This window comes from Lactiplantibacillus brownii (assembly GCF_031085375.1).
Lineage (GTDB): Bacteria > Bacillota > Bacilli > Lactobacillales > Lactobacillaceae > Lactiplantibacillus > Lactiplantibacillus brownii.
Map to the genome: position 1 here is coordinate 2,062,162 of NZ_JAVCWF010000001.1, position 22,202 is coordinate 2,084,363.

22 protein-coding genes and 1 other annotated feature are annotated in these 22,202 nt (G+C 45.5%); of the genes, 7 read left to right on the plus strand and 15 right to left on the minus strand.

The annotated features are described in order from the left end of the window. Nucleotides 1-6: 6 nt before the first annotated feature. The 9 genes from hisI to hisJ all read right to left on the minus strand — a co-directional run bounded on the left by hisI (nucleotide 7) and on the right by hisJ (nucleotide 7,334). Nucleotides 7-324, minus strand: coding sequence for a phosphoribosyl-AMP cyclohydrolase (hisI, locus tag RA086_RS09745; protein WP_308703602.1), 318 nt, complete (start codon nucleotides 322-324; stop codon nucleotides 7-9). Continuing rightward, nucleotides 321-1,079 carry an imidazole glycerol phosphate synthase subunit HisF gene (gene hisF, locus RA086_RS09750; RefSeq protein ID WP_308703603.1) on the minus strand — a complete coding sequence of 253 codons (759 nt, stop codon included), beginning with the start codon at nucleotides 1,077-1,079 and terminating at the stop codon, nucleotides 321-323. Before hisF ends, hisI begins: the two co-directional genes overlap by 4 nt. Further along, complete coding sequence (gene hisA, locus RA086_RS09755; RefSeq protein ID WP_308704456.1) at nucleotides 1,073-1,792, minus strand: 1-(5-phosphoribosyl)-5-[(5-phosphoribosylamino)methylideneamino]imidazole-4-carboxamide isomerase; 720 nt, start codon at nucleotides 1,790-1,792, stop codon at nucleotides 1,073-1,075. Before hisA ends, hisF begins: the two co-directional genes overlap by 7 nt. Continuing rightward, a complete protein-coding gene (gene hisH / locus RA086_RS09760) occupies nucleotides 1,773-2,399 on the minus strand; it encodes an imidazole glycerol phosphate synthase subunit HisH (RefSeq protein ID WP_308703604.1) in 627 nt (208 codons plus the stop codon). The genes hisA and hisH overlap by 20 nt, the downstream gene beginning before the upstream one ends. Beyond that, complete coding sequence (gene hisB, locus RA086_RS09765) at nucleotides 2,399-2,983, minus strand: imidazoleglycerol-phosphate dehydratase HisB (protein ID WP_308703605.1); 585 nt, start codon at nucleotides 2,981-2,983, stop codon at nucleotides 2,399-2,401. The genes hisH and hisB overlap by 1 nt, the downstream gene beginning before the upstream one ends. Before the next feature lie 11 nt (nucleotides 2,984-2,994). Then, the gene (gene hisD / locus RA086_RS09770) at nucleotides 2,995-4,281 is read right to left on the minus strand and encodes a histidinol dehydrogenase (protein ID WP_308703606.1); all 1,287 of its coding nucleotides are present in this window, start codon (nucleotides 4,279-4,281) and stop codon (nucleotides 2,995-2,997) included. Next, nucleotides 4,278-4,937, minus strand: coding sequence for an ATP phosphoribosyltransferase (gene hisG / locus RA086_RS09775; protein WP_308703607.1), 660 nt, complete (start codon nucleotides 4,935-4,937; stop codon nucleotides 4,278-4,280). The genes hisD and hisG overlap by 4 nt, the downstream gene beginning before the upstream one ends. Continuing rightward, nucleotides 4,930-6,081 carry an ATP phosphoribosyltransferase regulatory subunit gene (locus RA086_RS09780; RefSeq protein ID WP_308703608.1) on the minus strand — a complete coding sequence of 384 codons (1,152 nt, stop codon included), beginning with the start codon at nucleotides 6,079-6,081 and terminating at the stop codon, nucleotides 4,930-4,932. The genes hisG and RA086_RS09780 overlap by 8 nt, the downstream gene beginning before the upstream one ends. Before the next feature lie 124 nt (nucleotides 6,082-6,205). Beyond that, nucleotides 6,206-6,439, minus strand: a binding site (T-box leader). A gap of 58 nt (nucleotides 6,440-6,497) precedes the next feature. Next, on the minus strand, nucleotides 6,498-7,334 hold the full coding sequence (gene hisJ / locus RA086_RS09785) for a histidinol-phosphatase HisJ (protein WP_308703609.1): 837 nt from the start codon (nucleotides 7,332-7,334) through the stop codon (nucleotides 6,498-6,500). Between the two features lie 224 nt (nucleotides 7,335-7,558). Between hisJ and RA086_RS09790 the strand changes: the two genes are divergently transcribed. From RA086_RS09790 to RA086_RS09800, 3 genes are all read left to right on the plus strand, one after another. Continuing rightward, entirely contained in the window at nucleotides 7,559-8,722 is a 1,164-nt protein-coding gene (locus RA086_RS09790) for a VanZ family protein (protein WP_308703610.1), read from the plus strand. A gap of 69 nt (nucleotides 8,723-8,791) precedes the next feature. After that, nucleotides 8,792-9,700 carry a magnesium transporter CorA family protein gene (locus tag RA086_RS09795; protein ID WP_308703611.1) on the plus strand — a complete coding sequence of 303 codons (909 nt, stop codon included), beginning with the start codon at nucleotides 8,792-8,794 and terminating at the stop codon, nucleotides 9,698-9,700. Nucleotides 9,701-9,723: 23 nt separating this feature from the next. Continuing rightward, nucleotides 9,724-10,071, plus strand: a complete 348-nt coding sequence (locus RA086_RS09800) for a DUF1801 domain-containing protein (protein WP_308703612.1) — start codon at nucleotides 9,724-9,726, stop codon at nucleotides 10,069-10,071. 72 nt (nucleotides 10,072-10,143) lie between these two features. Here the strand turns inward: RA086_RS09800 and RA086_RS09805 are convergent, their stop codons facing one another. Continuing rightward, nucleotides 10,144-11,202: an aspartate-semialdehyde dehydrogenase gene (locus RA086_RS09805; protein ID WP_308703613.1), complete on the minus strand. Its 1,059-nt coding sequence runs from the start codon at nucleotides 11,200-11,202 to the stop codon at nucleotides 10,144-10,146. Nucleotides 11,203-11,510: 308 nt separating this feature from the next. Between RA086_RS09805 and RA086_RS09810 the strand changes: the two genes are divergently transcribed. Together RA086_RS09810 and RA086_RS09815 are read left to right on the plus strand one after the other, a co-directional pair. Continuing rightward, nucleotides 11,511-11,738: a hypothetical protein gene (locus tag RA086_RS09810; RefSeq protein ID WP_308703614.1), complete on the plus strand. Its 228-nt coding sequence runs from the start codon at nucleotides 11,511-11,513 to the stop codon at nucleotides 11,736-11,738. Between the two features lie 1,095 nt (nucleotides 11,739-12,833). Next, complete coding sequence (locus RA086_RS09815) at nucleotides 12,834-13,787, plus strand: linear amide C-N hydrolase (RefSeq protein WP_308703615.1); 954 nt, start codon at nucleotides 12,834-12,836, stop codon at nucleotides 13,785-13,787. Nucleotides 13,788-13,859: 72 nt separating this feature from the next. Here RA086_RS09815 and RA086_RS09820 read toward each other — a convergent pair whose 3' ends face one another. Then, a complete protein-coding gene (locus tag RA086_RS09820; protein WP_308703616.1) occupies nucleotides 13,860-14,075 on the minus strand; it encodes a hypothetical protein in 216 nt (71 codons plus the stop codon). Next, nucleotides 14,072-14,701, minus strand: a complete 630-nt coding sequence (locus RA086_RS09825; RefSeq protein ID WP_308703617.1) for a TMEM175 family protein — start codon at nucleotides 14,699-14,701, stop codon at nucleotides 14,072-14,074. Before RA086_RS09825 ends, RA086_RS09820 begins: the two co-directional genes overlap by 4 nt. Before the next feature lie 160 nt (nucleotides 14,702-14,861). Here RA086_RS09825 and RA086_RS09830 point away from each other — a divergent pair, with 160 nt between their 5' ends. Next, on the plus strand, nucleotides 14,862-15,755 hold the full coding sequence (locus tag RA086_RS09830) for an MMPL family transporter (protein WP_308703618.1): 894 nt from the start codon (nucleotides 14,862-14,864) through the stop codon (nucleotides 15,753-15,755). A gap of 33 nt (nucleotides 15,756-15,788) precedes the next feature. Further along, nucleotides 15,789-17,531, plus strand: coding sequence for an MMPL/RND family transporter (locus RA086_RS09835; protein WP_308703619.1), 1,743 nt, complete (start codon nucleotides 15,789-15,791; stop codon nucleotides 17,529-17,531). A 356-nt stretch (nucleotides 17,532-17,887) separates the two neighbouring features. On the opposite strand, the gene RA086_RS09840 is transcribed toward RA086_RS09835, so the two are convergent. The 3 genes from RA086_RS09840 to RA086_RS09850 all read right to left on the minus strand — a co-directional run bounded on the left by RA086_RS09840 (nucleotide 17,888) and on the right by RA086_RS09850 (nucleotide 22,186). Further along, nucleotides 17,888-20,005 carry a SpaA isopeptide-forming pilin-related protein gene (locus tag RA086_RS09840; RefSeq protein ID WP_308703620.1) on the minus strand — a complete coding sequence of 706 codons (2,118 nt, stop codon included), beginning with the start codon at nucleotides 20,003-20,005 and terminating at the stop codon, nucleotides 17,888-17,890. A 468-nt stretch (nucleotides 20,006-20,473) separates the two neighbouring features. Next, nucleotides 20,474-21,586, minus strand: a complete 1,113-nt coding sequence (locus tag RA086_RS09845) for an NADH-dependent flavin oxidoreductase (protein WP_308703621.1) — start codon at nucleotides 21,584-21,586, stop codon at nucleotides 20,474-20,476. A 63-nt stretch (nucleotides 21,587-21,649) separates the two neighbouring features. Further along, on the minus strand, nucleotides 21,650-22,186 hold the full coding sequence (locus tag RA086_RS09850) for a MerR family transcriptional regulator (protein ID WP_308703622.1): 537 nt from the start codon (nucleotides 22,184-22,186) through the stop codon (nucleotides 21,650-21,652). Nucleotides 22,187-22,202 lie beyond the last annotated feature (16 nt).

A 22,202-nucleotide genomic window follows, 5' to 3' on the forward strand; every position in this document is an offset into this window, starting at 1 on the left:
TCCTCTCTATAAAACTGGCTTGAAGAAACAACTCGTGTGTCCGGTATGACAAGCCGGCCCATGTGGCGTCACCGCAATTAATAAGGTGTCGTTATCACAATCCAGCGTGATGTGCACCACGTCTTGCAAGTGACCACTAGTAGCCCCCTTATGCCAAAGCTCCTGCCGCGACCGTGACCAAAACCAGGTCTGACCCGAAGCAAGTGTCCGGCGATAACTCTCCGCATTCATCCAAGCAACCATCAGAACCGCTTTCGTTGTCGCATCCGTGACGACAGTCGTGACTAGGCCATCACCCTTTTTAAAATCTGGCTGTTCAGTCATCGCACGACCACTCCTTTCACTTTTAAAGCTTGCTTAACTTGTGCAATGGTGAGCTCGCCATAATGGAAAACGGAGGCTGCGAGTGCCCCATCCACTGGCGACTGATCAAACACCTTGACGAAATCTACCAATGTGCCCGCACCGCCAGAAGCGATGATGGGTACTGACACCACGGCACCAAGTTGTTGATAGAGCCGCAGATCAAACCCCGTCTTGGTCCCGTCACGATCCATACTTGTGACTAATAACTCACCGGCGCCTAACTGCACGGCTCGCTGCGCCCAAGTCAGTGCCGTCAAATCGGTTGCCTGTTGGCCGCCATGAGTGTAGACGCGATAGTCGTGGCGGCGGTCGTCCCAGGCCACATCAATTGCGACCACGATACACTGATTACCAAACTTTTCAGCACCCGCTTGGATTAATTTAGGGTTAGCGACCGCGGCCGAATTAATCGCAATTTTATCAGCGCCGGCCTTGAGTAGGCGCTGCATATCAGCCACACTACTAATCCCACCACCAATCGTCAGCGGCATGAAAACTTGTGCTGAGACTTGCTCGACTAAATCGACCATCGTTTGACGCTGCTCGTTGGTCGCAGAAATATCCAAGAACACCAACTCATCGGCACCCTGTTGTTGGTATGCAGCCGCAATTGCGACCGGGTCACCCACATCCGTTAAATGCACGAAGTTGATTCCTTTTTTTACCCGGCCATCCGCAACATCCAAACACGGAATTAAGCGTTTCGCTAACATGCATCCACCTCCGCGAGGGCCGCCAAAGTGACGGTTCCTTCATATAAAGCTTTCCCAATGATGACATCGTGAATCCCCAGCGTATTCAACGTCTGCACATCGGTTAGATTACGGATTCCACCACTGGCGACCAAATTTGCAGTCGATATTTTTGCCTGCAACTGGGCCAACAATTCCAGATTAGGGCCCTGCATCGTGCCATCCCTGGCAACGTCAGTCACGATAAAATGTTTGGCGCCACTCGCCATCATCGTGGCAATCAGCGTACTCATTTTAGTTTGCGATTGGGCTAACCACCCATTAATCGCAACGCGACCGTTTTGACCATCCACACCGATCACAATGCGATCACCCCCAAAGTCTGCCAATAACTGTTTCACCAAAGTAGGATCATCCAACGCGGCTGACCCTAGAATCAACCGGTCAATCCCCAACTTTAAGTACCGCGTCGCAAGGGCATAACTCCGAATCCCTCCACCGAGCTCTAAAGCCCCGGTAAACGCTTGGCGAATCGCCGTTATCGTGGCCATATTTTCTGGTTGACCGGACTTGGCACCATCCAGATCGACCAAATGGAGTTGTCGCAATCCGGCCGCCGTCACTTGTTGGGCCTGTGCCACCGGATCGGCATTAATTAACGTCGTCTGGTGATAATCACCTTGATACAGCCGGACACTTTGACCGGCTTTTAAATCAATTGCTGGAAAAATCATTGGCATTCACCATTTCCTTAAAAGTTGCTAACTGCGCTAAACCAACTTGGCCACTCTTTTCGGGATGAAACTGCATCCCCAAGATATTTTGATATTGCACGATGCTCGGAATTTGCACGCCATGCTGTACGCTAGCCACGACCTGCGTTGCTGGGCTAACGGCATAATAGGAGTGGACAAAGTACGTATACTGATGATCAATACTGGCAAACTGATGCTGTGATTGTTGGAGTTCATTTTCATTCCAACCCATCTGAGGGACTTTCACTCCTAACCCCGTCGGAATCGCGACTACTCGCCCTCGTAACAGCCCCAAACCAGCATGTTGACCATATTCGGTACTACTTTCAAATAATAATTGCATGCCTAAACAAATGCCCAACATCGGCTTCCCACTTCGTCCTAACCGTTGTAAAGTCGAGACCAAGTGCCGCTCATCTAATGCTTGCATTGCGGCCGCAAACGCCCCAACCCCAGGCAGGATCACGGCATCCGCTGCCGCTAAGACGGCCGGATCAGCGGTCACAATTGTCGGCACTTGCAAATAAGTAAAGGCTTTTTGTAAATTTCGCGTATTTCCCGTATCGTAATCGACAATGGCAAACATCAGATCACACCCTTAGTGGAGTTCACCCCGACGATTTCTGGATTAATGGTTACTGCGTCACGCATCGCTCGCCCAAAAGCTTTAAACAAGCTTTCAACTTTGTGATGTGTATTGCGGCCATATAGGATGCGCGCGTGTAAGTTCATTTCTGCCGCAAAAGCCGTTGCTTGAAAGAAGTCTTCAACGGTTTCAGTATCCAGACCGCCTAAGCGGGGATTCGTTAATTCGGCGTTAAAGACTAAATACGACCGCCCACTCAGATCCACACTGACTTGTCCCAACGTTTCGTCCATAGGAACAAATTCAGTCCCATACCGTTCGATCCCAACTTTGTCACCCAAAGCTTGTTTAAAACACTCGCCCAATACGATTCCAGTATCTTCCGTGGTGTGGTGCGGGTCGACATCCAGATCACCATGCGCCTTGACGATCAAGCCAAAGCGACCGTGTTTCGCAAATAGGGTCAACATGTGATTCAAGAAACCAATTCCCGTGTCAATTTCAATGCCACTCTGTTCATCTAAATTCAAACTAATCTCAATCTGAGTTTCCTTGGTTTCACGTTTAATCGTTGCTTGTCGCATTAGCTGACCTCCTAGTCGTAATAAGTGTCAAAACGGGATTCAATCGCACGCGCGTGACCTTCTAAGCCTTCCACCCGTGCGAGCGTCGTAATTGCTTTAGCTTCCTTAGCTAAGGCTGGTTTCGTATATTGAATAAACGAGGTCCGTTTCACAAAATCGTAAACTCCCAGTGGCGATGAGAAACGCGCCGTACCACTCGTTGGTAGAATGTGATTCGGTCCAGCAACATAATCTCCAAGCGGTTCACTGGCGTAGCGTCCTAAAAAGACTGAACCCGCATTCTTGATCAAATTTAAATATTGCGTTGCATTTTCAAGTTGCACTTCCAAATGTTCAGGAGCAACTGTATTCATCAAGGCAAACATGTCTTCCACACGATCAACTACCGCAATAAACCCTTTATTGTTCACCGCTGCCGTCGCAATCTCGGTCCGGGGCAACACTTTTAATTGTGACGTGACATTCTCACTAACAGCGGTAGCGAGTTTTTGGCTAGTCGTGATCAAGATAGGCCGTGCCAACCGATCGTGTTCTGCCTGGCTCAACAAGTCCGCTGCCAACTGCCGGGGATCAGCACTCTCATCCGCAATGATGCCAATCTCGGAAGGCCCCGCTACCATATCAATGGCGACCTGACCGAAAACTTGTTTTTTAGCAGTTGCTACGAAAACATTTCCGGGACCAATGATTTTATCGACTTGCGGGATAGATTCGGTCCCATACGCTAAGGCGGCAATGGCCTGGGCGCCACCAACTTGATAAATGGCATCCACACCAGCTAGTTTGGCGGCCGCTAAAACTGCGGGATTAATGCCGTCTTTTTGTGGTGGGGTCACCATGATGACTTCCTTCACTCCCGCAATTTTGGCTGGCAATGCACTCATCAACAAGGTTGATGGATATGCCGCGGTGCCACCAGGAACATACAACCCGACCCGATTTAACGGGGTCAACTTTTGCCCGCGTAGCACCCCAGGTTGTTCGGCGTCGATGAATCCGGTGGCCTGCTCTTTTTCGTGAAAGCTGGTAATATTGCGTTTGGCAAGTTGTAGCGCGGCCTTCACCTCTGGATCTAATTGGTCATACGCGGCATCAATCGTTGCCGTTTCAAGTTTGAAGTCATCAATAGTGACGCCGTCAAATTGTTGCTCATAGGCTTTCAAAGCCTGATCACCATTTTTGATCACAGTTGCAATAATGGCCTGCACGGCAGTGACGACTTTAGGATCGGTCAACTGTTGTGTTTTGGTCTGAACTAATTTTTTTAAACTGGCTAAATCTTCATTAATAATTTTCATTTAAGCGACTCCTTCATGTTGGCTGATGGAACAACTGTGGCTAATCGATCGACTAAGTCATAAATCGCAGCTGGATGTTGTTTTAACGCCAAGCGATTAACGACCAAGCGCGTCGACACTGGTTGCAAATAATCAAAGATTTTTAAGTGATTCTCGCGTAAGGTGGTGCCAGTCTCGGTAATATCAACGATGGCATCCGCCAAGCCGGTCAAAGGGGCCAATTCGACTGATCCTTCGATCTTAATGATTTCCACATCTTGTCCGAGTTGATCAAAATAGCGTTTCGTAATCAACGGATATTTAGTCCCAATGATTTTGCGTTTGGGCGCTTCGGGATCAAAGTCCGCGGTTGAAGCTAGTATGAATTGGCACTGTCCCACGCCCAAGTCCAACAATTCATATTGAGTACTGCGATGCTCGACTAAAATGTCACTGCCAACGATCCCAATATCTGCGGCACCCCGTTCCAGAAAAGTCGTGACATCTGGGCCTTTGGCTAAAATAAATTCATAGGGTTGCGTTAGTGACTCAAAGATCAAGCGGCGTTGTTTGTGGCGAATCAACGTGCAGTCGATGCCAGCTTGTTCCAATAATGGGATGACTTGTTGTTCCACGCGGCCTTTCGTTAAGGCTATTTTCAAACGAGCTTCACTCATCTAACTCACCTTCCGTCAAATCAATTAAAGTTGCGCCGCGTTGCAATGCTTCTGCTCGCGCCGTTGGCAAATCGGACGCTAAGCTCAGTTGCGCTTGCGGTGTCTTTGCTAACAGGCGCTCGGCTTGGCGCCACTGTTGTGGTTCAAAATAAATCAACTGCTGGATTGCGGCCGGGGCCTGCGATAAAGCTAGAGTCGTTAAGAGATCCACATCCAATCCCATTCCCACAGCTGGTTCATTTTTCGCTTGGAAGTTTGCCAGCAATTGATCATAGCGTCCGCCGCTGAACAGATAACCCGCACCCGCCTGTGAATAACCCCGAAACGTCAAGCCGGTATAATACTTCTGTGGCGCTTGACTACTCAAGTCCACCGAGACAGCCTGGTCGGGCATCGTTTTCGCCATCCAATCAACCACCGTGCGTAGCCGACCAATCCCCGGAGTTACGCTTTCAGGTAATGGCGCCGCTCGTAATTGGTTAAAGATCACCGCTGGTTGGCCGAATAATCGTGGCCATCTTTCTAAGAAATCAAACAAGGGATTATCCCGAAACGCCGCAATTAGTGCCGCATATTTTGGCACCTGCTTATTGAACAGCGCCCATTTTATGTCAGCTTGCTGGGCCACATCCGTGGTCAAACTAGCGACGACTTGTTGTGCGAACTGCGCGTCACCTAATTCGATTTCAACCGCATCATCGATTAATTCCGAGCTCAACTGATTCGCAATCGTCAAACACTCCAATTCAGCCTTGATAGCCGCGTAACCAATCAACTCGACTCCGGCTTGCGTGATTTGATTATAAGAACCGGACAACCGTCGACTGACACGGAAGATGTCCCCTACATACCCAAACTTTTGCGGCAACGGCACCTTGGTTGCACTGAGAAATCGGGCAATCGGCAAAGTCATATCTGGCCGTAAAACCAACGTTTGTCCTTCTGGATCTAATAACCGGTAATACTGATAATTGCCCATTTGATACGGGCTAAACACGGCTTGGTTTTCAAGCAACGGCGTCGCAATTGGTGCCAAGCCACGCTGTCTGAAATGGGCCTGAATCACCGAAATTAACTGTTGTTTGGTAGCCGCTCGACGGCCAAATTCATCACGCGTTCCGAGTGGTAATAGATTGCTTAACATTGCCAACGCCTCCTTGATTAATGTTCATGGCTTACCCTGGTGCTTTCATTGCTGACGACTTCGTTCATCCGAAACGGGCGCGACCACAGGATACAAAAAAACGCCCTCAGCAAAATAATTCTGCTAAAAGGACGTTTACACGTGGTGCCACCTTATTTCGTTGCCAGCTCACACTGGTAACCTCTTGTTGACGCGAAGTCAACTTGGATAACGAAACCATTCGGCTAAGGCTAGTCAGTCTGGTTCACCTTAGCAGTTCATAGATGTGTGTTCATTAGGACTGTCCGCTTGGTTCTCAGCTGCCCAAGCTCTCTGGATGAGGAATGTCTTAATTACTTTTTCTAATCACAACCGTTTATTAAAATTTGATTAGTTATTTAATTTAAAACTCATTCTAGTGATTACTCGCACGATTGTCAACCATTAATTAATTTTTTAATTAAATGTTGCCCACGACCCACACTGATGATGTCATGCGCATCAGAGCCATAGATCAGCGGAATACCACGTTTTTGAGCCGCCTTTAAGATCTGATCTCCAGGGTAAAAATCATTACAAAATGGTTTATACAAACCGGCTAAATTTAAATCAAGTTCCCGGTTTTGACTTTGGATGGTGTCTAAGATTTGTCCGACTAACTTTAAATTCGCTGCGTCCAACGGCGCTGTGAGTCCAAAATAATCTTGATACTTACGAACGAGACTCATATGACCGATTCGTTGCGGCGCATACGGTCCAAGGTCGGCTTGAACGGATGCCAAAACCGTTTGGTAATAGTGGGCAAACAGCATTTGCGGCTCAGACAGCCAATGGCCAAAGCCAGCCGCAAAATCAGTCGTCCCGTTATCGACACACCAGAACTGTTGTTGCTTTCCCTGCATAAAGTGCACCGATAAAATGCTTTCTTGCGTCTTTGGACCATAGGTGTTCATAAAGTTGCGTGTCCACTCAATATGGTCCGGTAAAAAATCCACTTCAAAGCCAATCGAGATCTCGATTTGATCCGCGTAGGTCGCTTGCAATTGGCGCGCTAACGTCAAATAGGCTGGGACTTGTGCCATCGTCAATGACGCTTGCGTAAAGCCAGTCGGATCACCAGCATATTGGCGTTCAAAGGCTGGCGGTAAGGGGGCATGTTCCGTCAGACAATACTTTTTTAGACCGATTTTAATGGCGCGTTGCACCATCTTTTCGGTACTTTCGCCACTCCCATGGGGGCAAAGCTCCGTGTGCGTGTGTCCATCCATTAGCATTTTCTCACCTCATTTTAATAATTGTCCACTATTCAAACACAGATTTTGCTCAATTGCAATCAACTGCGACCTAATCTGAGTTTTGCAAATACGACCAGCAATTGACAAAAATCACTAAGTTTTCACTAATTTAGTTATATTATTCGAAAAAAAAGCTTATTAACCATCATTCAATCACAATTATCCGGTACAATGGCCTTAACCAATCAACAGGGGGCCGTCACATGCATGAAATCATCAGTAAACTTTATCAATTAGCCTTATCCAGCCATATCGTGAGTGCCCTTTTGGAACCAGTGCACATCATTATTTTGGCATTACCATTTATCACACTTTTGGTTGCAATGGCCGTTTTAGCCCTGCAACTGCAAACTAAAAAATCACTCACCGAACGAAATATCATTGGGACCTACTCCTTTATTTGGTATTTAGCTGCGGCCTACTTGCTCATTATTTTGCCTCTACCGACGCGTAGTTCCGTTGCGAGCTTAGCAACAGCGGAATACAATCTGCAGCCATTTTTCTTCTTAACTCAACTCAAACAACTAACCCCTTTTCAATTTAGTGATCCCAGCACTTGGTTAGCTGCCATCAAGTCGTCCACGTTTTTCCAGCCGTTCTTCAATGTGCTGTTCTTCATGCCAATCGGTGCTTACTTAAAATGGCGCCATCATTGGCCACTCTGGCTCATCACGCTGACCAGTTTCACGATTTCATTATTCTTTGAAACCACTCAGCTCACTGGATTATATGGCTACTATTCGCGGGCCTATCGGATGTTTGACGTCGATGACTTAATGATGAACACGCTGGGGGGCGTCGTTGGGGCACTGGTCTTAGGCGTCATTCCCAGAAAATGGCGTGAAACCGATCACTCGAACGCACTCACCCAAGAATCACATCCAATCAACTGGCGTCGAATCTTCGCATTGATCATTGATTGGGGGCTGATTGCAGCCTTTGATATCGTGTATTTCGTGCTCGTCAAACACTTTACTTGGCCGCTCCCCCACGATCCACGCTGGCTGTATTTGGCGAATATTTTCCTATTCTTCTGGTTGCCTGCTTGGTTGAACCATGGCAAAACGCTGGGCGGCCTGCTATTTAATAGTCGTATCGTCAGTATTAATGGCGAAAAAGCCAATGGTCTCCAGTTATTGATCCATTATGGTGGCCTTTATTTGATCAGTCTGCCACTGTTGTTTTTAGACCTATGGCTCTTCAATCAACTGGGTGATATGCCAAGCGCCTCACTCAATCGTTTGGACGTTTACCTCGTGCTTGTCTCACTTTTATTGCTGATTATTAGTTATGATCTGATTCTGACATTTTTCAGTCGTCACCATCAACTCTGGTGTGAACGGCTCAGCCGAACGACGGTTAACTAAAACTGACTTTGCGTTGGGTCTTAAATCATGGTAAATTGAGAGTAAATCAAAACTCTGGAAGTTATAAAAATGATAAAAGTACAAGCATTAAGCGATGACTTTCGTTGGGTCGCCGTGAACAACTATACTGACAATGATTACAGCCAGCTAGTGAATGAAGAAGGCGTCACCGATGAGATGCTCGGCTACGCAACCGACCAACATGAACGTGGTCGGTTGGAATATGACGCCAAGAGCGCGATCACGACGATTATTTTTGATGTGGTCACTCATAATGATGACGAAGGCACTTATACGGCCCAGGTGAGTTTTATGTTGGTCGACCGGACGCTCTTAACGTTCACCACTGATCATACTGATTATGTCGAAGACTTGCTCGCTGACGTGATTGATGCGGACTGGGAAAAGGTCCAACATCCGTTTGATTATATTTTTGACGTCTTATATAAATTATCTCGTCAATATTTCCAAGCAATTAATAAAATCAACAAAGAACGTCAAGATATCCAATTAAAGATGCGCAAACAAATTCAACGCTCGGTGATTATTCAGTTAATGGAATTAGAAACTACCCTAGTTTACTTTTTGACTTCACTTAAAACGAATAACGATTTGCTACAACAGCTCAAACGCTTTGGTCCAATCAAATTTTCTGCACGCCAAAAAGAACGCCTCGATGACATCATCGTCGAAGCGCAACAAGGGTTGGAAATGGCTAATATTGCGTCTGATATTATTGGTCGGGTCTCAAACGCCTATTCGAACATTTTGGATAACAGTTTGAACAACACCATGTGGCTACTGACCATTTTTTCCATCGTATTGACAATGCCTAATATCGTCTTCGGCTTTTTCGGTCAAAACGTGGACTTACCCTTCATGAAAAACCCCTTCGGTTGGGAGATCACCGTAGTCATTGCGATTGCGCTCTGTGCCCTGACCGTGTGGCTGCTCCGTCGTAATTCGTTCCGCAAATAATTAAATTGAAAGCTGGTTTTAAGATGCCAAGTCGTGTCAACGTTACTGATACCGCAGATTACATTAGTAAGGCGGCCCCCGCCGCCCAGCCAATTCTACGCAGTCTGACCCAATTAATTACCACTGAGCTCCCGTCAGCCACTCCCAAGATTAAATGGCATTTGCCATTTTGGGATTTAGATCAAAAGTACGTCAGTGTGGCGGGCTACAAGGCCCACGTCAGTTTAAGTATTTCTGAAGAACTTCCCGAAACACTTTTAGCCACCGCTAAAGCTCAAGGTTACGTTACGGGTCAAAAACGCTTAAACATTGGTTTAGATCAAGCCGTTCCCGCTGAATTAGTGAAAGCCATTTTAGCCTTGTTAAACTAAAAAACAACCATAAAAAAATCCGATTACTCAACAATGAGCGACCGGATTTTTTTCTGAACGAATTTCATCAAACTAAAGATGTAACAGCCCCAATTTGTCCAAGTGTTCTGCAATCTGAACAGAGTTCCAGGCAGCACCCTTTAACATGTTATCTGAAACATCCCACATCTGGAAGGCTTGCGGCGTTTCTTGGTCTGGACGAATCCGACCAACAAAAGTATCGCGTGACCCTTCAGCGTTGTGTGCTTGTGGGTAGATCTGATTGTCAGGATCGTCTTGTAACACGATTCCAGGTGCAGCAGCCAAAGCATCTTGAATGCCCTTGACCGTTGCTTTAGGATCTTCGACTTCAAAGTAAACTGATTCGGAGTGACTCACTGGCACTGGAATCCGCACACAAGTCGCGGTTACTTTGATATCCTTGCTATCCATATCACCGCCACACATGATCTTTTTCGTTTCATGGATCATTTTCCATTCTTCATGGGTGTAGCCGTCTTCTTCAAAGACGTCAATTTGTGGTAACGCGTTGAAGGCAATTGGGTAATGCTTCTTGTCACCTGAAACGGGTAAGATATGGGCTTCCATCTCTTTACCATCCAAGTAAGCTTGCGTTTCATCACGCAATTCCTTCAAGGCCCGGTTACCCGCACCACTAACCGCTTGATACGTTGAAACAATGACCCGCTTCAACCCAAAGGCTTTACGAATCGGTTCCAAGGCAACCACCATTTGAATCGTCGAGCAGTTTGGATTAGCAATAATCCCGTGATGTTGATATAAAGCTTTTTCGTTAACTTCGGGCACAACCAACGGAATCTCAGGATCCATTCGGAAAGCACTCGTGTTATCAACGACAACCGCACCACGTTTAACGGCTTCAGGGGCGAATTTCTTTGAAACGGAACCACCAGCTGAGAATAAGGCCAAATCAATTCCTTCGAATGATTCAGGAACAGTTTCTTCAACGGTTAAATCTTGACCGTTGAATTTGAGCATTTTCCCTGCTGACCGACTTGATGCTAATAGTTTAACCGAGTTAACTGGCAAACTTGTTTGTTCCACCATTTTGATCATCCGCGCACCAACTGCGCCAGTTGCACCGACAATCGCGACGTTATATCCACTCACAATGAAGACCTCGCTTTGATAGTTATTGAAACTTTATTATAGCACAATTTTAATAATTAGAAACTAATGAGATTATATTAACGGCCTTTTTGTGTAAACGACCGCCCCAGTAAGGACAGTATCTGTCAAAACGCTTAAACCCGGTACCATCAATCAGGACACTCAGCCATTGCCACCACCCACTTTATCGTCAGTTGTTACTGACCCGCGCGTTCCGGGAGTCGCTTAAACCGTTTTCTTGGATTTAATAGCCGTATCTGATTGCAAAACCCAGCCAAAGGGTGCATGATGAGTGCCGAGGTGATGAGATGGCATTGGCCAAAGGAAACCGTATTTTTGCAAACTTCAATCATATTTTAGACACTTTGGAAACTGACTCTGCCAAACTAGTCTCAACTAGCTATCATCAGCTAGCAACCAAGGGAATTGTGCCCACCGATTTTTCAAAACCACAGAAATCCTCAAAAGCATTGACGATGATGAACGGCATCGATGAATTGGATCAATTATACGCACAACTCAGGAATATTGATTAAATCATTAACCGGCTTAAGCTTTATTTTGGCTAGCTATCGGTTATAGTATTGTTGTCACAAAACACTAACAATAGCCTCACCAAAAGGGAAATCCATCTAGGGTCTCCCTTTTTTGATTGGTTAATTTGACTAGCACCACACTCTAAAATGCCGGTTAACCATTAAAAAGGCTTGTCCAAATTCTAAGCTCTGCTAGAATTTGGACAAGCTTTCCACTTTGAAAATTTCATGACTATATTGAAATCAATTAAGCTAAATTATTTTATTAAACGCCTAAACAAACTGATAACAATATAGACAATGAGTGTGTAAGCAATACCATTAAATAACATTGACTCAACTCTGGATGCAATAAATGCAGTATAAATTGCGGCCAATACTCCTGCTAACAAAGCTGCAAGAAAAACAGCTAGGCTACGATTAAGCAATTACTGCCACCCCCAAGTCCACTGACACTTCCTGTAACAATCTCATCACGGGAAAACGCTCCAGCGGGTAATTTTAGTACATAGCGATCAGGCGATACAGTAACGTATGGCTCAATTTTTTCCATCTGATTCTGTGTCAGCGGTGTGATACTTTCTTAATTGTTGCCAAACGCTTGATTTTGAGGGACGTTAACTGGCGTAGTGTTAGCATAACTATTAGTTGGACTTGCGCTAGCGATAATTGTCGCACCTAGAAAAGTTGGCACCAATAAAGATGTTCCCAAAATGCCATATACCATTGAGCGCTTAACCATAAATGAAGACAGCCTTTCTCGTTTCTTCCGTTAGGGACAATCATCATGTTACAAGAGTATATTAACAATCAATTTCCACTGGATAAATCGCCTTGTTGTAAAAATCAGGTTAATGTTTTGAAAATCTGATGTTGGCTTGTCCAATCCTATTTACGTTATTGCTAGTTAGGTCTCACAAGTCATGACTAGTTTCATTGGAGACAAGCTAGTTGAAATCAGATTCAATCGTCATAACTTGGCAATCCAACACCTATCTTTTTTGGTTTTGATGAACACACAGGACTCAGCTTAAATTCTGGCCACGCGAAATAAGTGTATACTATATGGAAATACTTCCTGAAAGGATCCTGACGATGTGCACCAGTTTAACTTATACCAATACTGCCAACCAACACTTTTTTGCGCGCACCATGGATTTTCCAACGACGACACCTTGGCGCCCTATTTTTCTGCCCCGACAATACCGTTGGACCACTGGGCTCAATGAGACGCGCCAGACGACACAAGCCATCCTTGGTGGTGGGCGTCAGCCAATTGGCATCGATAATTTTTTGATGGCGGATGGCCTAAATGAAAGCGGTATCAGTTGTGCTGAACTCTACCTACCGCATGCCGTTAAATATGCGCCCACCGCACAACCTGATAAAATTAATCTGACACCACAAGATTTTATCAATTGGGTTCTTGGTGAACACACTAGTCTAGAAAGCGTTTGTGCCGGCCTATCTCAAGTCTGTCTCGTCAATCAGACTTGGCATGGCGAACCCTACGTTTACCCATTTCATTGGGTTCTAAGCGATACAACCGGGCGTAATTTAGTCATCGAACCAACTGGCGGCCCACTCACGGCCCAATTAAATCCCAGTGGCGTCTTGACGAATACACCGATACTAGCGACACATTTTAAAAATTTAACGCAGTTATTAGGACAAGCTTCTGTGACAATCAACCAAGCAACCCAAGTTGCGGCCAAGAATTGGCTTGCAACTAAGCAGCCGTTACCGACCGGCAGTATTCCAACGAATCGGTTCAATCATATGGCCATTCGTCGGCTAGGAACACCAACTTTGACAGCTGAACAGACATTACCAACCTTATTTGCTTGGTTAAATGAGGTTCGTTTACCCTATGATCCAGCCAAACGTCATCAACTTAATCACAACTATACGCACTATCGCAGTGTGATTGATCTTGATCACGCCTGCTATTACTTTCGACCACGAACGACTGAACGCTTGCAAACGATTCAATTAACCCCAGAAATGTGTGACCATTGGCGAGTGCCACATGTTTTTCCAGCAAACTGAACTTGATAACACAAAAGGTTGGCCGCTACTCACAAAATGCTGAGTAGCGGCCAACCTTTTAATGAAACAACTTTAATGCCGCTGTTTTAAGAAACGATCAAAGCGGTCATTGATAACTTTTGTGACTTTGGGATCATGTAGGTCTCCCGGCTGATCACTGCCAGTTACCTCACTAACTACTTGTAGATAACCAAATAACACTTGGCTCGGATCTAAATGGTATTTTGCTGCTAGCTGAACCGCAAAGTCGTAACGATTGGGTCCTAATAAGACTGCATAATTTGTCATGCGGTGACTCCTTTCGATTGTGCCAGTTGTTTACTCATGCGCAAATAGGCAAAGAAATGAAAAATAATGCCGCTCGCTAATAAAAAGGCCCCTAGCCAAACTGACCAAAAAGTTACGGCAATGGCTAAGCCATAAATGATCACGCTTCTCACTGGATCTAATTTGATGGCAGCATAGAAGTCATTTGAAACGGCTGCACTTTTCAAATCCTGATGGTGATGCAGATAGGCATACATAAAATAGAATGTTGCTGAAATAAACAACGCCACTAAATCGTAAACAATAAAGGCCGTCTGCATATCTGCCCGATTGCCACTCGTTAACGCATCCGCGACCAGTGACATTGGATAATCCAGCAAAGTAATGCTAAATAGCATTAATAAGTTCAGCATATTTACATTTCGATCAATGCGTTTCAGCATGCTGAAGTAATCATGGTGAAATAGCCACAGTGTCCCAACATAAAAATACGAAAAAGCATAAGATAAAAATAATGGCCATTGTGCTAAAAGCGCGGGTAATAGGCGTCCCGCATGATAATCAGGAATATGAAATTCCAATACTAAAATGGTAATTAAGATGGCAAAAATGCCATCACTAAATGCTTGAAAGCGATCTGTTTTCATTCGCTCAGCCTCCCACAATCTCACTACAATATCATAAAACAAGCATAAATGCTTAGATTTGGATTTACAACCGTTTACATCTCAAAAACGCCGCCCTGACGCGATAGTTCTATGGTAAGATATCCCTATAAAAACTACGACGAGGGGACGTTCGTACACTATGGGGAAATTTATTAAACCAAAATTTTTATGGTTCGCCTTTTGGGTCATTGCGGTTTTCGCGAGTATTACCGTTTTGCCAAATTTGCAACCAATCATCACCACTCACCAAAATGTCACTAAGAGTCAAGTCAATCAACAACAACTGACTCGCATTCAAAACCACTGGAGACGTGGTCAAAAAAATGCCAAGCAACTCACGATTGTTTTCAACAATCCACACCACCATTTGACGACCAAACAAAATGCCGCTATCGCGACGGTACTAAAGAAGATCGACAAAAAGTCCACTTACTATAGTATCACCAAATTGCGGACTACCCACACCTCTAGCAATGATCGTGAGCTACTGACTTCAAAGGATGGGTCCACTCAACTAGCTGTGGCTTCAATCAATACCCGGCAAACAGAATTGCGCGTCGTTGCCAAGCAACTAACCACAGCCGCGCAAACCGCTGGTGTCAAGGTGGCAGTCACTAGTCCGGATTTAATCACAGCAAACCACCAAGCCGCTCAGAATCAGCAAGCCACGCGCTTGTTACTTCTTGGGCTGATTTTGACGTTCATTCTGATGGGTCTGCTATTTAAGTCATTGCTTATTCCACTCATTAATTTCTTGTTCCAAAGTATCGTGCTTATTAGTACCGCCAGTGTTGGCGCCAATGCGATCACTCGTCTGCAGTTGCCATTTACTAGCAACAGTTTACTGATTAGTGGCAGCATTGGTCTCATTATCACCACCGTTTTAACTTGGTCTCTAATGCGCGACTATTTCATTAATCGCGCTGGCATTGAAGACACCGATCAGGCCGCCTTACAAACGATGCAGCAACAATATCGACGCTGGGGCTTTAGTCTAGTGGGTACGGCTTTAGCGACACTTAGTTTAAGTTAGACACCACTACTCGCCTCAGCAACTGGCTGGTTAGTGGCACTCATTTGTTTAATTGCGCTCGCAGTGGTTCCCACTTTGGGACTCTCACTCACGACGCTATTAGATGACGGCTTGCGCTGGCCCGGCCATAAGCCTTGGCCACAACGCAAACACAACTTATGGGGACAATTCAGTCGCTTGAGTCACTGGCAACCAGCCTTAGGACTCCTACTAGTCTTAATCTTATTATTGCCTGGCCTGATGCTGAGTCGGCGGACTCAAGTAGATGACAGTCAACTCACACCGAGTACCCAAACCAAGCCAACCGCCGCTGATAATGGCGCGCAACTCATTACGGCACACTTTGGGTTAGGTGCCACGACACCCGTCACTATTTATTTGCAACATAACCAAAAATTGACTACCCAAAAATCTTTACAGACGATTGACAATTTGACGACCAAACTTCAGCATTTAGCTGGTGTCGCGACCGTGACTTCCGTGACGCAGCCAACTGGTCAAAAGATTGCCCAATATTATGTTGGCAGTCAATTGACAAACGTCCAAGCAACTTTAACCGGCAATCAACAAACACTTAAGGCCATCAAAAAAGGTTTAAAGGATGATCAGGATTCCTTGGCAAAAACTGAATTAGATCACCAACTTGACGCTTTACAAAAGTTGCAAACACAACTCACTCAGTTAGACGTTGATAATCAGGCGATTACGACTCAGTTAGCCAATTTAAGTGTGGATGCCGTGGCTTCACCGAGCCAATCCAGCCAATTAGCCAATGATTTGGCCGCTGCGACTGCTTTGACAACCGACATTAATCAACAAATGACGACGATTTTATCGCAACAGACACAGTTGCTCACTATGGTCAGTGGCGCGCAACAAAAGCTACAGTCCGTCGATCAGAGTCTGACTAAAACCAATGAAGACATTGCTCAAATCGCCACGACTGTTCACCAGACCAATAAGTATCTTACTGGTTTAAAGGCTAGCGAAGTTGGCAAAATGTTTTACTTACCCGCTAACGCCCAAAATAGTGCCACTTATAAGAATAGTGTGACTACTAATACTAGTGCCAATGAAAAAATCACTAAATTAGTAGTTACCTTTAAACAGCCAGCACTAGCCACCAGTAATTTTAAGACGTTGCAAGCCGTTCGCCAAACCGTTCAAACGTCGTTATTAGCGACACCATTGGCACATGCCAGCGCAACCTATGCTGGTACAACCGTTCAAGTTGCACCAGTTCGGCAAACGCTGAACCAGTCAGCGTGGATCTGGGCGGCCATTGTCTTGGCGATTCTCGCAGTCGTATTCTGGCTGAATTTGCGCTCACTCGTTTTGAGTGTGATCCTCACGACTGGGCTACTAGCGGTAACGCTCGCCAGTTTAGGATTGACGCGACTTGGCTATACCAATTGGGCACAACTTGGGCCATTACCCTGGTTAGCTATCCTGTGGAGTAGTGCACTGATTGGCCTACATTGGCTCTTAGTCAGTTCGCCAACGGTTCAACATCGCGATTGGTTACATCAATTTGATGCCAGCCAATTAACAGCCCATTTTTATCACTGTGGTAAAACGACTTGGGCCATTACCTTAATTGAACTTGTCTTGATTGCCCCATTAATCAGTGGCACCACCGCTGCAGTTCAAGTCACTGGCTTGATGACAATCATTGGTCTCCTACTCAGTAATTTGATTTTACCACTCGGATTGCCAGCCCTAATCACCTGGACTGTGCACCCACCTAAATTCAAGCGAAAAAAGAAACAAGCTTAGTCGTCCCTTGCTTAAATTGCCGCTCCGGTTGGTCTGGACTGATGCTGGAACGTGGTGGCCACGTTTGTGAGCCAAAATACGGTCTCACAAGCCGGGCTTTCTCTAAGCTTTAATTTGTCGAAACGTGTTCGGTCCAACTGCGCCCTCCGCTTGCTAAAACTACAACTAGCCAACTTTTAAAAAATAGGGTTGATGAACATTCGGAATTGCCGACTGTTCATCAACCCTTTTCTAATCTGTTTCGCCAGCAAAATTCTAAGCTTACCAGCATGACAATAACGCAGACTCATCATTAAAACAAACAAAAAGTGGCGTAGCTTCATACACCTGAAGTTGCGTCACTTTTAAACATCTAGCTAATTGCGGTTACGCCGCCAGTCCCAACTACCGAATGCAAAGACAATCATCAAAATAACCACACCAGTGACAATAGCACCAGTTTGATCATTCGACTTTTCGTTGGTTTGTGGTAACGTCCCGGTCGTTTGACCGGACATGCCAGTCGAATTACCAGCAATTTGACCAGTTGGATAATTACCAGCTACTGGCGATTGCGATTGACTACCAGCTTGCGTTGACCCATTCGTTGTGGTCCCAGTATCAGGACTTGGCACAACAGGTGTCGTTGAATTCCCAGGTTCGGGAACAGTTGGTTCAGTTGAATTGCCAGCTTGTTCCGATTCACCAGACGCTTCAGATTCACCGGGTTCTTCTGATTCGTTAGGTTCTTCTGATTCATTAGGAACTTCAGATTCGCCAGGTTCTTCAGATTCATTAGGTTCTTCTGATTCGTTAGGCTCTTCAGATTCGCCAGGTTCGTTAGGTTCTTCTGATTCACCAGGTTCTTCGGGTTCACCAGGAATAACTGGTTCACCGGGTTCTTCTGGCTCATTAGGCTCTTCTGGTTTGCCAGGTTCTTCAGGCTTAACCGGTGGCTCTGGCGTTTCTGGTTTTTCAGGCTCGTTAGGTTCTTCTGGTTCAGTAGCAGTCTTAGTATCCTTTGCGGTAACCGTTACTAATTCAGTTTGACCAGGTTTGATCGTAAAGGTCAACGGTGTCTTATTCAAGTCATAATCCGTTGGCGCTTTAGTTTCAACGAACCGATAATCACCAGCTGCTAAATCATCAACGGTTAATTGACCTTCAGCATCTGTCGTCAGCCCCGTCTTTAAAACGTTGCCTTCAGCATCTTGCAACTCATAAACGGCACCAGCCAAAGCCTTGCCAGTTTGATCATCCGTTTTCGTTAACCGCACGCTCCCCTTAGTGACAACTGGTGTTTTAGTATCAGTTGCAGTAACTTGAACGGGCGCCGTTTGATTAGCGACAATTGTGACCTTAATTGGTGTTGGATTTAACTCGTAGCCAGTTGGCGCTTTAGTTTCAGCTAAACTGTATTCACCAGGCGCTAAATCTGAAACATAAATTTTTCCATTTTCATCAGTTGTTAGACCAGATTGAATCACCTTACCGTTGTTGTCTAACAATTCATATTCAGCACCAGCAAGTACCGAACCAGTTTCGGCATCGGTCTTAATGAGTGAAAATGCACCTAAAGCATCTTCATCATTTTCGTTTTCATTACCGCCGTTACCATTACCGGAACCATCGCCGCCCCAAGTGACGTGACCACTAACTGTGACCCCATCCATTGAAGCATTGTTCGACCAAGCACCACCATTAGCACTAACATTGCTTAGCTGAACGCGGTACGTCATGTTAATGGCTGTGTGCACATTACTAAAGACAAACGTAATTTGCTTGCCATTTACCGTGACGGCTGGTTGGTTCTGTTGACCAGTGGAAACAAATTCACCGGCATCATTATACGAACCAGTATCGGCATAAACGGAACCCGGCACAAAGGTTTGGTTAGGACCAATTGTATCGGTAACCGTGACTGTCCCAAGATCTTTACCACTTGGATTTAACGCGACATTCCAAGTCAGTTGACTTGGTAAGCCGTTTTCATCGATACCGCTGACCCAGCCAATTTTGTTAAGGGCCCAGTCATAATGGTTCGTATCATCGTTGGCAGTCCCTTTAGCATAAAAGTTCAAAGTCCCATTCCGGTCCTGGGTGCCACTCAATTGCTCATTAAAAGTGATTGCCCCAGTACTTTCACCGGCCTTAATGTTAAAGGTCCCAATGGTAGCACCCGTATTATCCTTTAAATCAAAGCTCAAATCTGAAGAGGCAATTGCATTGCCCGGCAGCGTAACAGGCGCCGTATCTCCAGGTTGAATCTCTTGACCATTTGGAATCGACCATTGATAACTAATCTTATAATTCTGCCACTTGCTGAGGTCGCTCGGATCCGTGATCACGTTGCCAAAACGATCCGTTACGGTTGCTTCATCGCCAGTCAGTCCAGTCGTACTAATCGTTGCCGCGTGAACAGCTTGACCAAAAGTAAAGACGGTCAGCAACACAGTCAACAGTCCCAAACCGACTGAAAATAACTTTCTAAACATTTTCTTTCTCCCCCAATCACTTATTAATCGTTATAAGCTATGTTTTAAACATGATCCTCACTCCTAACCTAAAAGGTTCTACAAAGTCATCAAATTTAGCGTTGAGTAGTATTCTCAACTCACCTGTAGAATAACGCAGTTGCAAGATTAACCAACACCTATAGATTTTGTTTGCAAACCTTACAAACCCAAAAATGATCTGAAATAGGTTTCAGAGTTTTACCTCGAATACAGTAGCGATAGCGTCGCTTTTTCAAAATCTGTTCAACCAAGCGGGATAACCCAATAGCACTCGAATATCCTGGTCACAACACAAAAAATCACGATCAAATTCTAATTGCGGCTAGAATTTGATCGTGATTTTTTTGGGAACTTCGTGAATAGAATTTAGTTGGTTTTAACAACCATGTTTCATGAATCAAGATACTATCAGATTTAGGGCTTCAACTGCGCCCGAAACTGGCCAAGCTAAATATTCGGCGTAGAACGATAGCGTTCTGCCAAAAAGTCTGCCAGCGGCAAGTTAAATTGGTTCCGTTGTGCGGCAAATAAGCTTTCAAATGGCGCGGTTAATATCTCTTGATCACGATTCGTTAGCAATTTAGTTGCCCAATCTGGATCAAATAACAATTGTTCACCAACTGCGACCAAATCAGTATCAGCTAATACATTGGCAACGTCTTGTCTTGTCCGCACCTGACCAACGCCCATGATTGGGAGTTTTCCGGCGACTTCGTCTTTAACATAAGCTAAGATCGATTTTTCTTGATAATCTGCTGCTCGCGCAACCCGATCATAATTATTCAACGAAATATGCAAATAATCCAAATCGGTTTGCACCAATTGGTCAATGAGATACAAGGTATCTTCAAATCGAATTCCGGGCGTCTCAAATTCTTCCGGTGACACCCGATAACCCACTAGGAATGGTCGCTTGGCATACTGCTTGACTGCCGCAAAAACGGATGTCAACATGGCTTTAATAAAGTGCGTGCGTTTTTCACGATCTCCGCCCCATTGATCAGTCCGCCGATTAGAATGTGGTGAAAAGAACTGTTGGATAAGATACGTGTTAGCCCCGTGTAATTCGACACCATCAAAACCGGCTTGAATTGCTCGGCGAGTGGCCTCCCCAAATGCTTTAATCGTTTCTTGAACTTCTGCATCAGTCATCGCGCGTGGTGTTTCCGCGTTCGGACGTTCCGCAGCAACCGCACTGGCGGAGACGGTTTGAACACCACCAAGCGTCGCGCGGTTGGTCATCCGTCCAGCATGGACCAGTTGAATAATTGCTTTGGCACCAGCATCTTGAATGCCAGTAGCCAACGCCTGTAGTCGGGGAATCATGGCATCGTCGGCAATGCTTAGCTCTCCCGGCCAACCTTTGCCGCCTGCTTGTACATTGGCCGCACCAGTAATAATCGCGCCAACACCATGGGCTCGCCGTTCATAATAAGCAATTTCATCTTTGGTCACTTCGCCATCAAAAAAGCTCTGACGCGTTGTCATTGGCGACATCATGAGTCGATTTTTAACGGTTACGCCTGATTTAAAAGTTAATGCTGCTGTAAATTCAGTCATTCTAAACGTCCTCTCATCAATTTGATAAGTTAAATTTAGCACCTAAAGGCGGGTCGAGGTCAATTAATTGGTTTCACCGACAAGCACTGTATCCAGGTCAACTGCACAAAGTCCAGCGGGATAGCGCCTTAACAATTGCTGAAATAACGCTAGTGACTCACTTTGACCCGTTAGCCTTAAATAGGCCGCAAACTGATCACCCAACTCGCACTGTGTTGCTGTTAATTCAGCCACCCCACCGACTGCTTGGGCCTGATCATAATACCAATGCTTATATTGGACATAAACCTTGGTCGTCTGTAATTTAGCTAGCTGTGCATCTAATTTAGCCGTTTGATCAGCAAAAAAATGCGCCCGCGCACCCAAAGTCGCGGCTCCCGCGCGGTATAAGTCCAGAAACTTAGCAATTTCTTCTAATGAGGCATTTGATCGTTTTAAATTAACAATTTGTTGAATCAGAGCCAAGTCACAAGTCTGATATTGTCGTCGTCCCGCCGCGTCGCGCTTGATTGGTGGCAACAGTCCTTCTTTTTCATAAAACCGCAATTGTGAAATCGTCACCCCAAATTTTTTGGCAACCGCACCAATCGACTCAGTCATTTGCCAGCCATCCCTT

What these genes read in the sequence shown, in the direction of transcription:
- hisH (WP_308703604.1), bottom strand. Translation starts at nt 2,399, where the DNA reads ATGTTTGCCATTGTCGATTACGATACGGGAAATACGCGAAATTTACAA.
- hisA (WP_308704456.1), bottom strand. Translation starts at nt 1,792, where the DNA reads ATGATTTTTCCAGCAATTGATTTAAAAGCCGGTCAAAGTGTCCGGCTG.
- RA086_RS09780 (WP_308703608.1), bottom strand. Translation starts at nt 6,081, where the DNA reads ATGTTAAGCAATCTATTACCACTCGGAACGCGTGATGAATTTGGCCGT.
- RA086_RS09810 (WP_308703614.1), top strand. Translation starts at nt 11,511, where the DNA reads ATGGCATTGGCCAAAGGAAACCGTATTTTTGCAAACTTCAATCATATT.
- hisB (WP_308703605.1), bottom strand. Translation starts at nt 2,983, where the DNA reads ATGCGACAAGCAACGATTAAACGTGAAACCAAGGAAACTCAGATTGAG.
- hisF (WP_308703603.1), bottom strand. Translation starts at nt 1,079, where the DNA reads ATGTTAGCGAAACGCTTAATTCCGTGTTTGGATGTTGCGGATGGCCGG.
- hisI (WP_308703602.1), bottom strand. Translation starts at nt 324, where the DNA reads ATGACTGAACAGCCAGATTTTAAAAAGGGTGATGGCCTAGTCACGACT.
- RA086_RS09845 (WP_308703621.1), bottom strand. Translation starts at nt 21,586, where the DNA reads ATGACTGAATTTACAGCAGCATTAACTTTTAAATCAGGCGTAACCGTT.
- hisG (WP_308703607.1), bottom strand. Translation starts at nt 4,937, where the DNA reads ATGAGTGAAGCTCGTTTGAAAATAGCCTTAACGAAAGGCCGCGTGGAA.
- RA086_RS09820 (WP_308703616.1), bottom strand. Translation starts at nt 14,075, where the DNA reads ATGACAAATTATGCAGTCTTATTAGGACCCAATCGTTACGACTTTGCG.
- hisD (WP_308703606.1), bottom strand. Translation starts at nt 4,281, where the DNA reads ATGAAAATTATTAATGAAGATTTAGCCAGTTTAAAAAAATTAGTTCAG.
- RA086_RS09830 (WP_308703618.1), top strand. Translation starts at nt 14,862, where the DNA reads ATGGGGAAATTTATTAAACCAAAATTTTTATGGTTCGCCTTTTGGGTC.
- RA086_RS09850 (WP_308703622.1), bottom strand. Translation starts at nt 22,186, where the DNA reads ATGACTGAGTCGATTGGTGCGGTTGCCAAAAAATTTGGGGTGACGATT.
- RA086_RS09795 (WP_308703611.1), top strand. Translation starts at nt 8,792, where the DNA reads ATGATAAAAGTACAAGCATTAAGCGATGACTTTCGTTGGGTCGCCGTG.
- RA086_RS09840 (WP_308703620.1), bottom strand. Translation starts at nt 20,005, where the DNA reads ATGTTTAGAAAGTTATTTTCAGTCGGTTTGGGACTGTTGACTGTGTTG.
- RA086_RS09800 (WP_308703612.1), top strand. Translation starts at nt 9,724, where the DNA reads ATGCCAAGTCGTGTCAACGTTACTGATACCGCAGATTACATTAGTAAG.
- RA086_RS09815 (WP_308703615.1), top strand. Translation starts at nt 12,834, where the DNA reads ATGTGCACCAGTTTAACTTATACCAATACTGCCAACCAACACTTTTTT.
- RA086_RS09825 (WP_308703617.1), bottom strand. Translation starts at nt 14,701, where the DNA reads ATGAAAACAGATCGCTTTCAAGCATTTAGTGATGGCATTTTTGCCATC.
- RA086_RS09790 (WP_308703610.1), top strand. Translation starts at nt 7,559, where the DNA reads ATGCATGAAATCATCAGTAAACTTTATCAATTAGCCTTATCCAGCCAT.
- hisJ (WP_308703609.1), bottom strand. Translation starts at nt 7,334, where the DNA reads ATGCTAATGGATGGACACACGCACACGGAGCTTTGCCCCCATGGGAGT.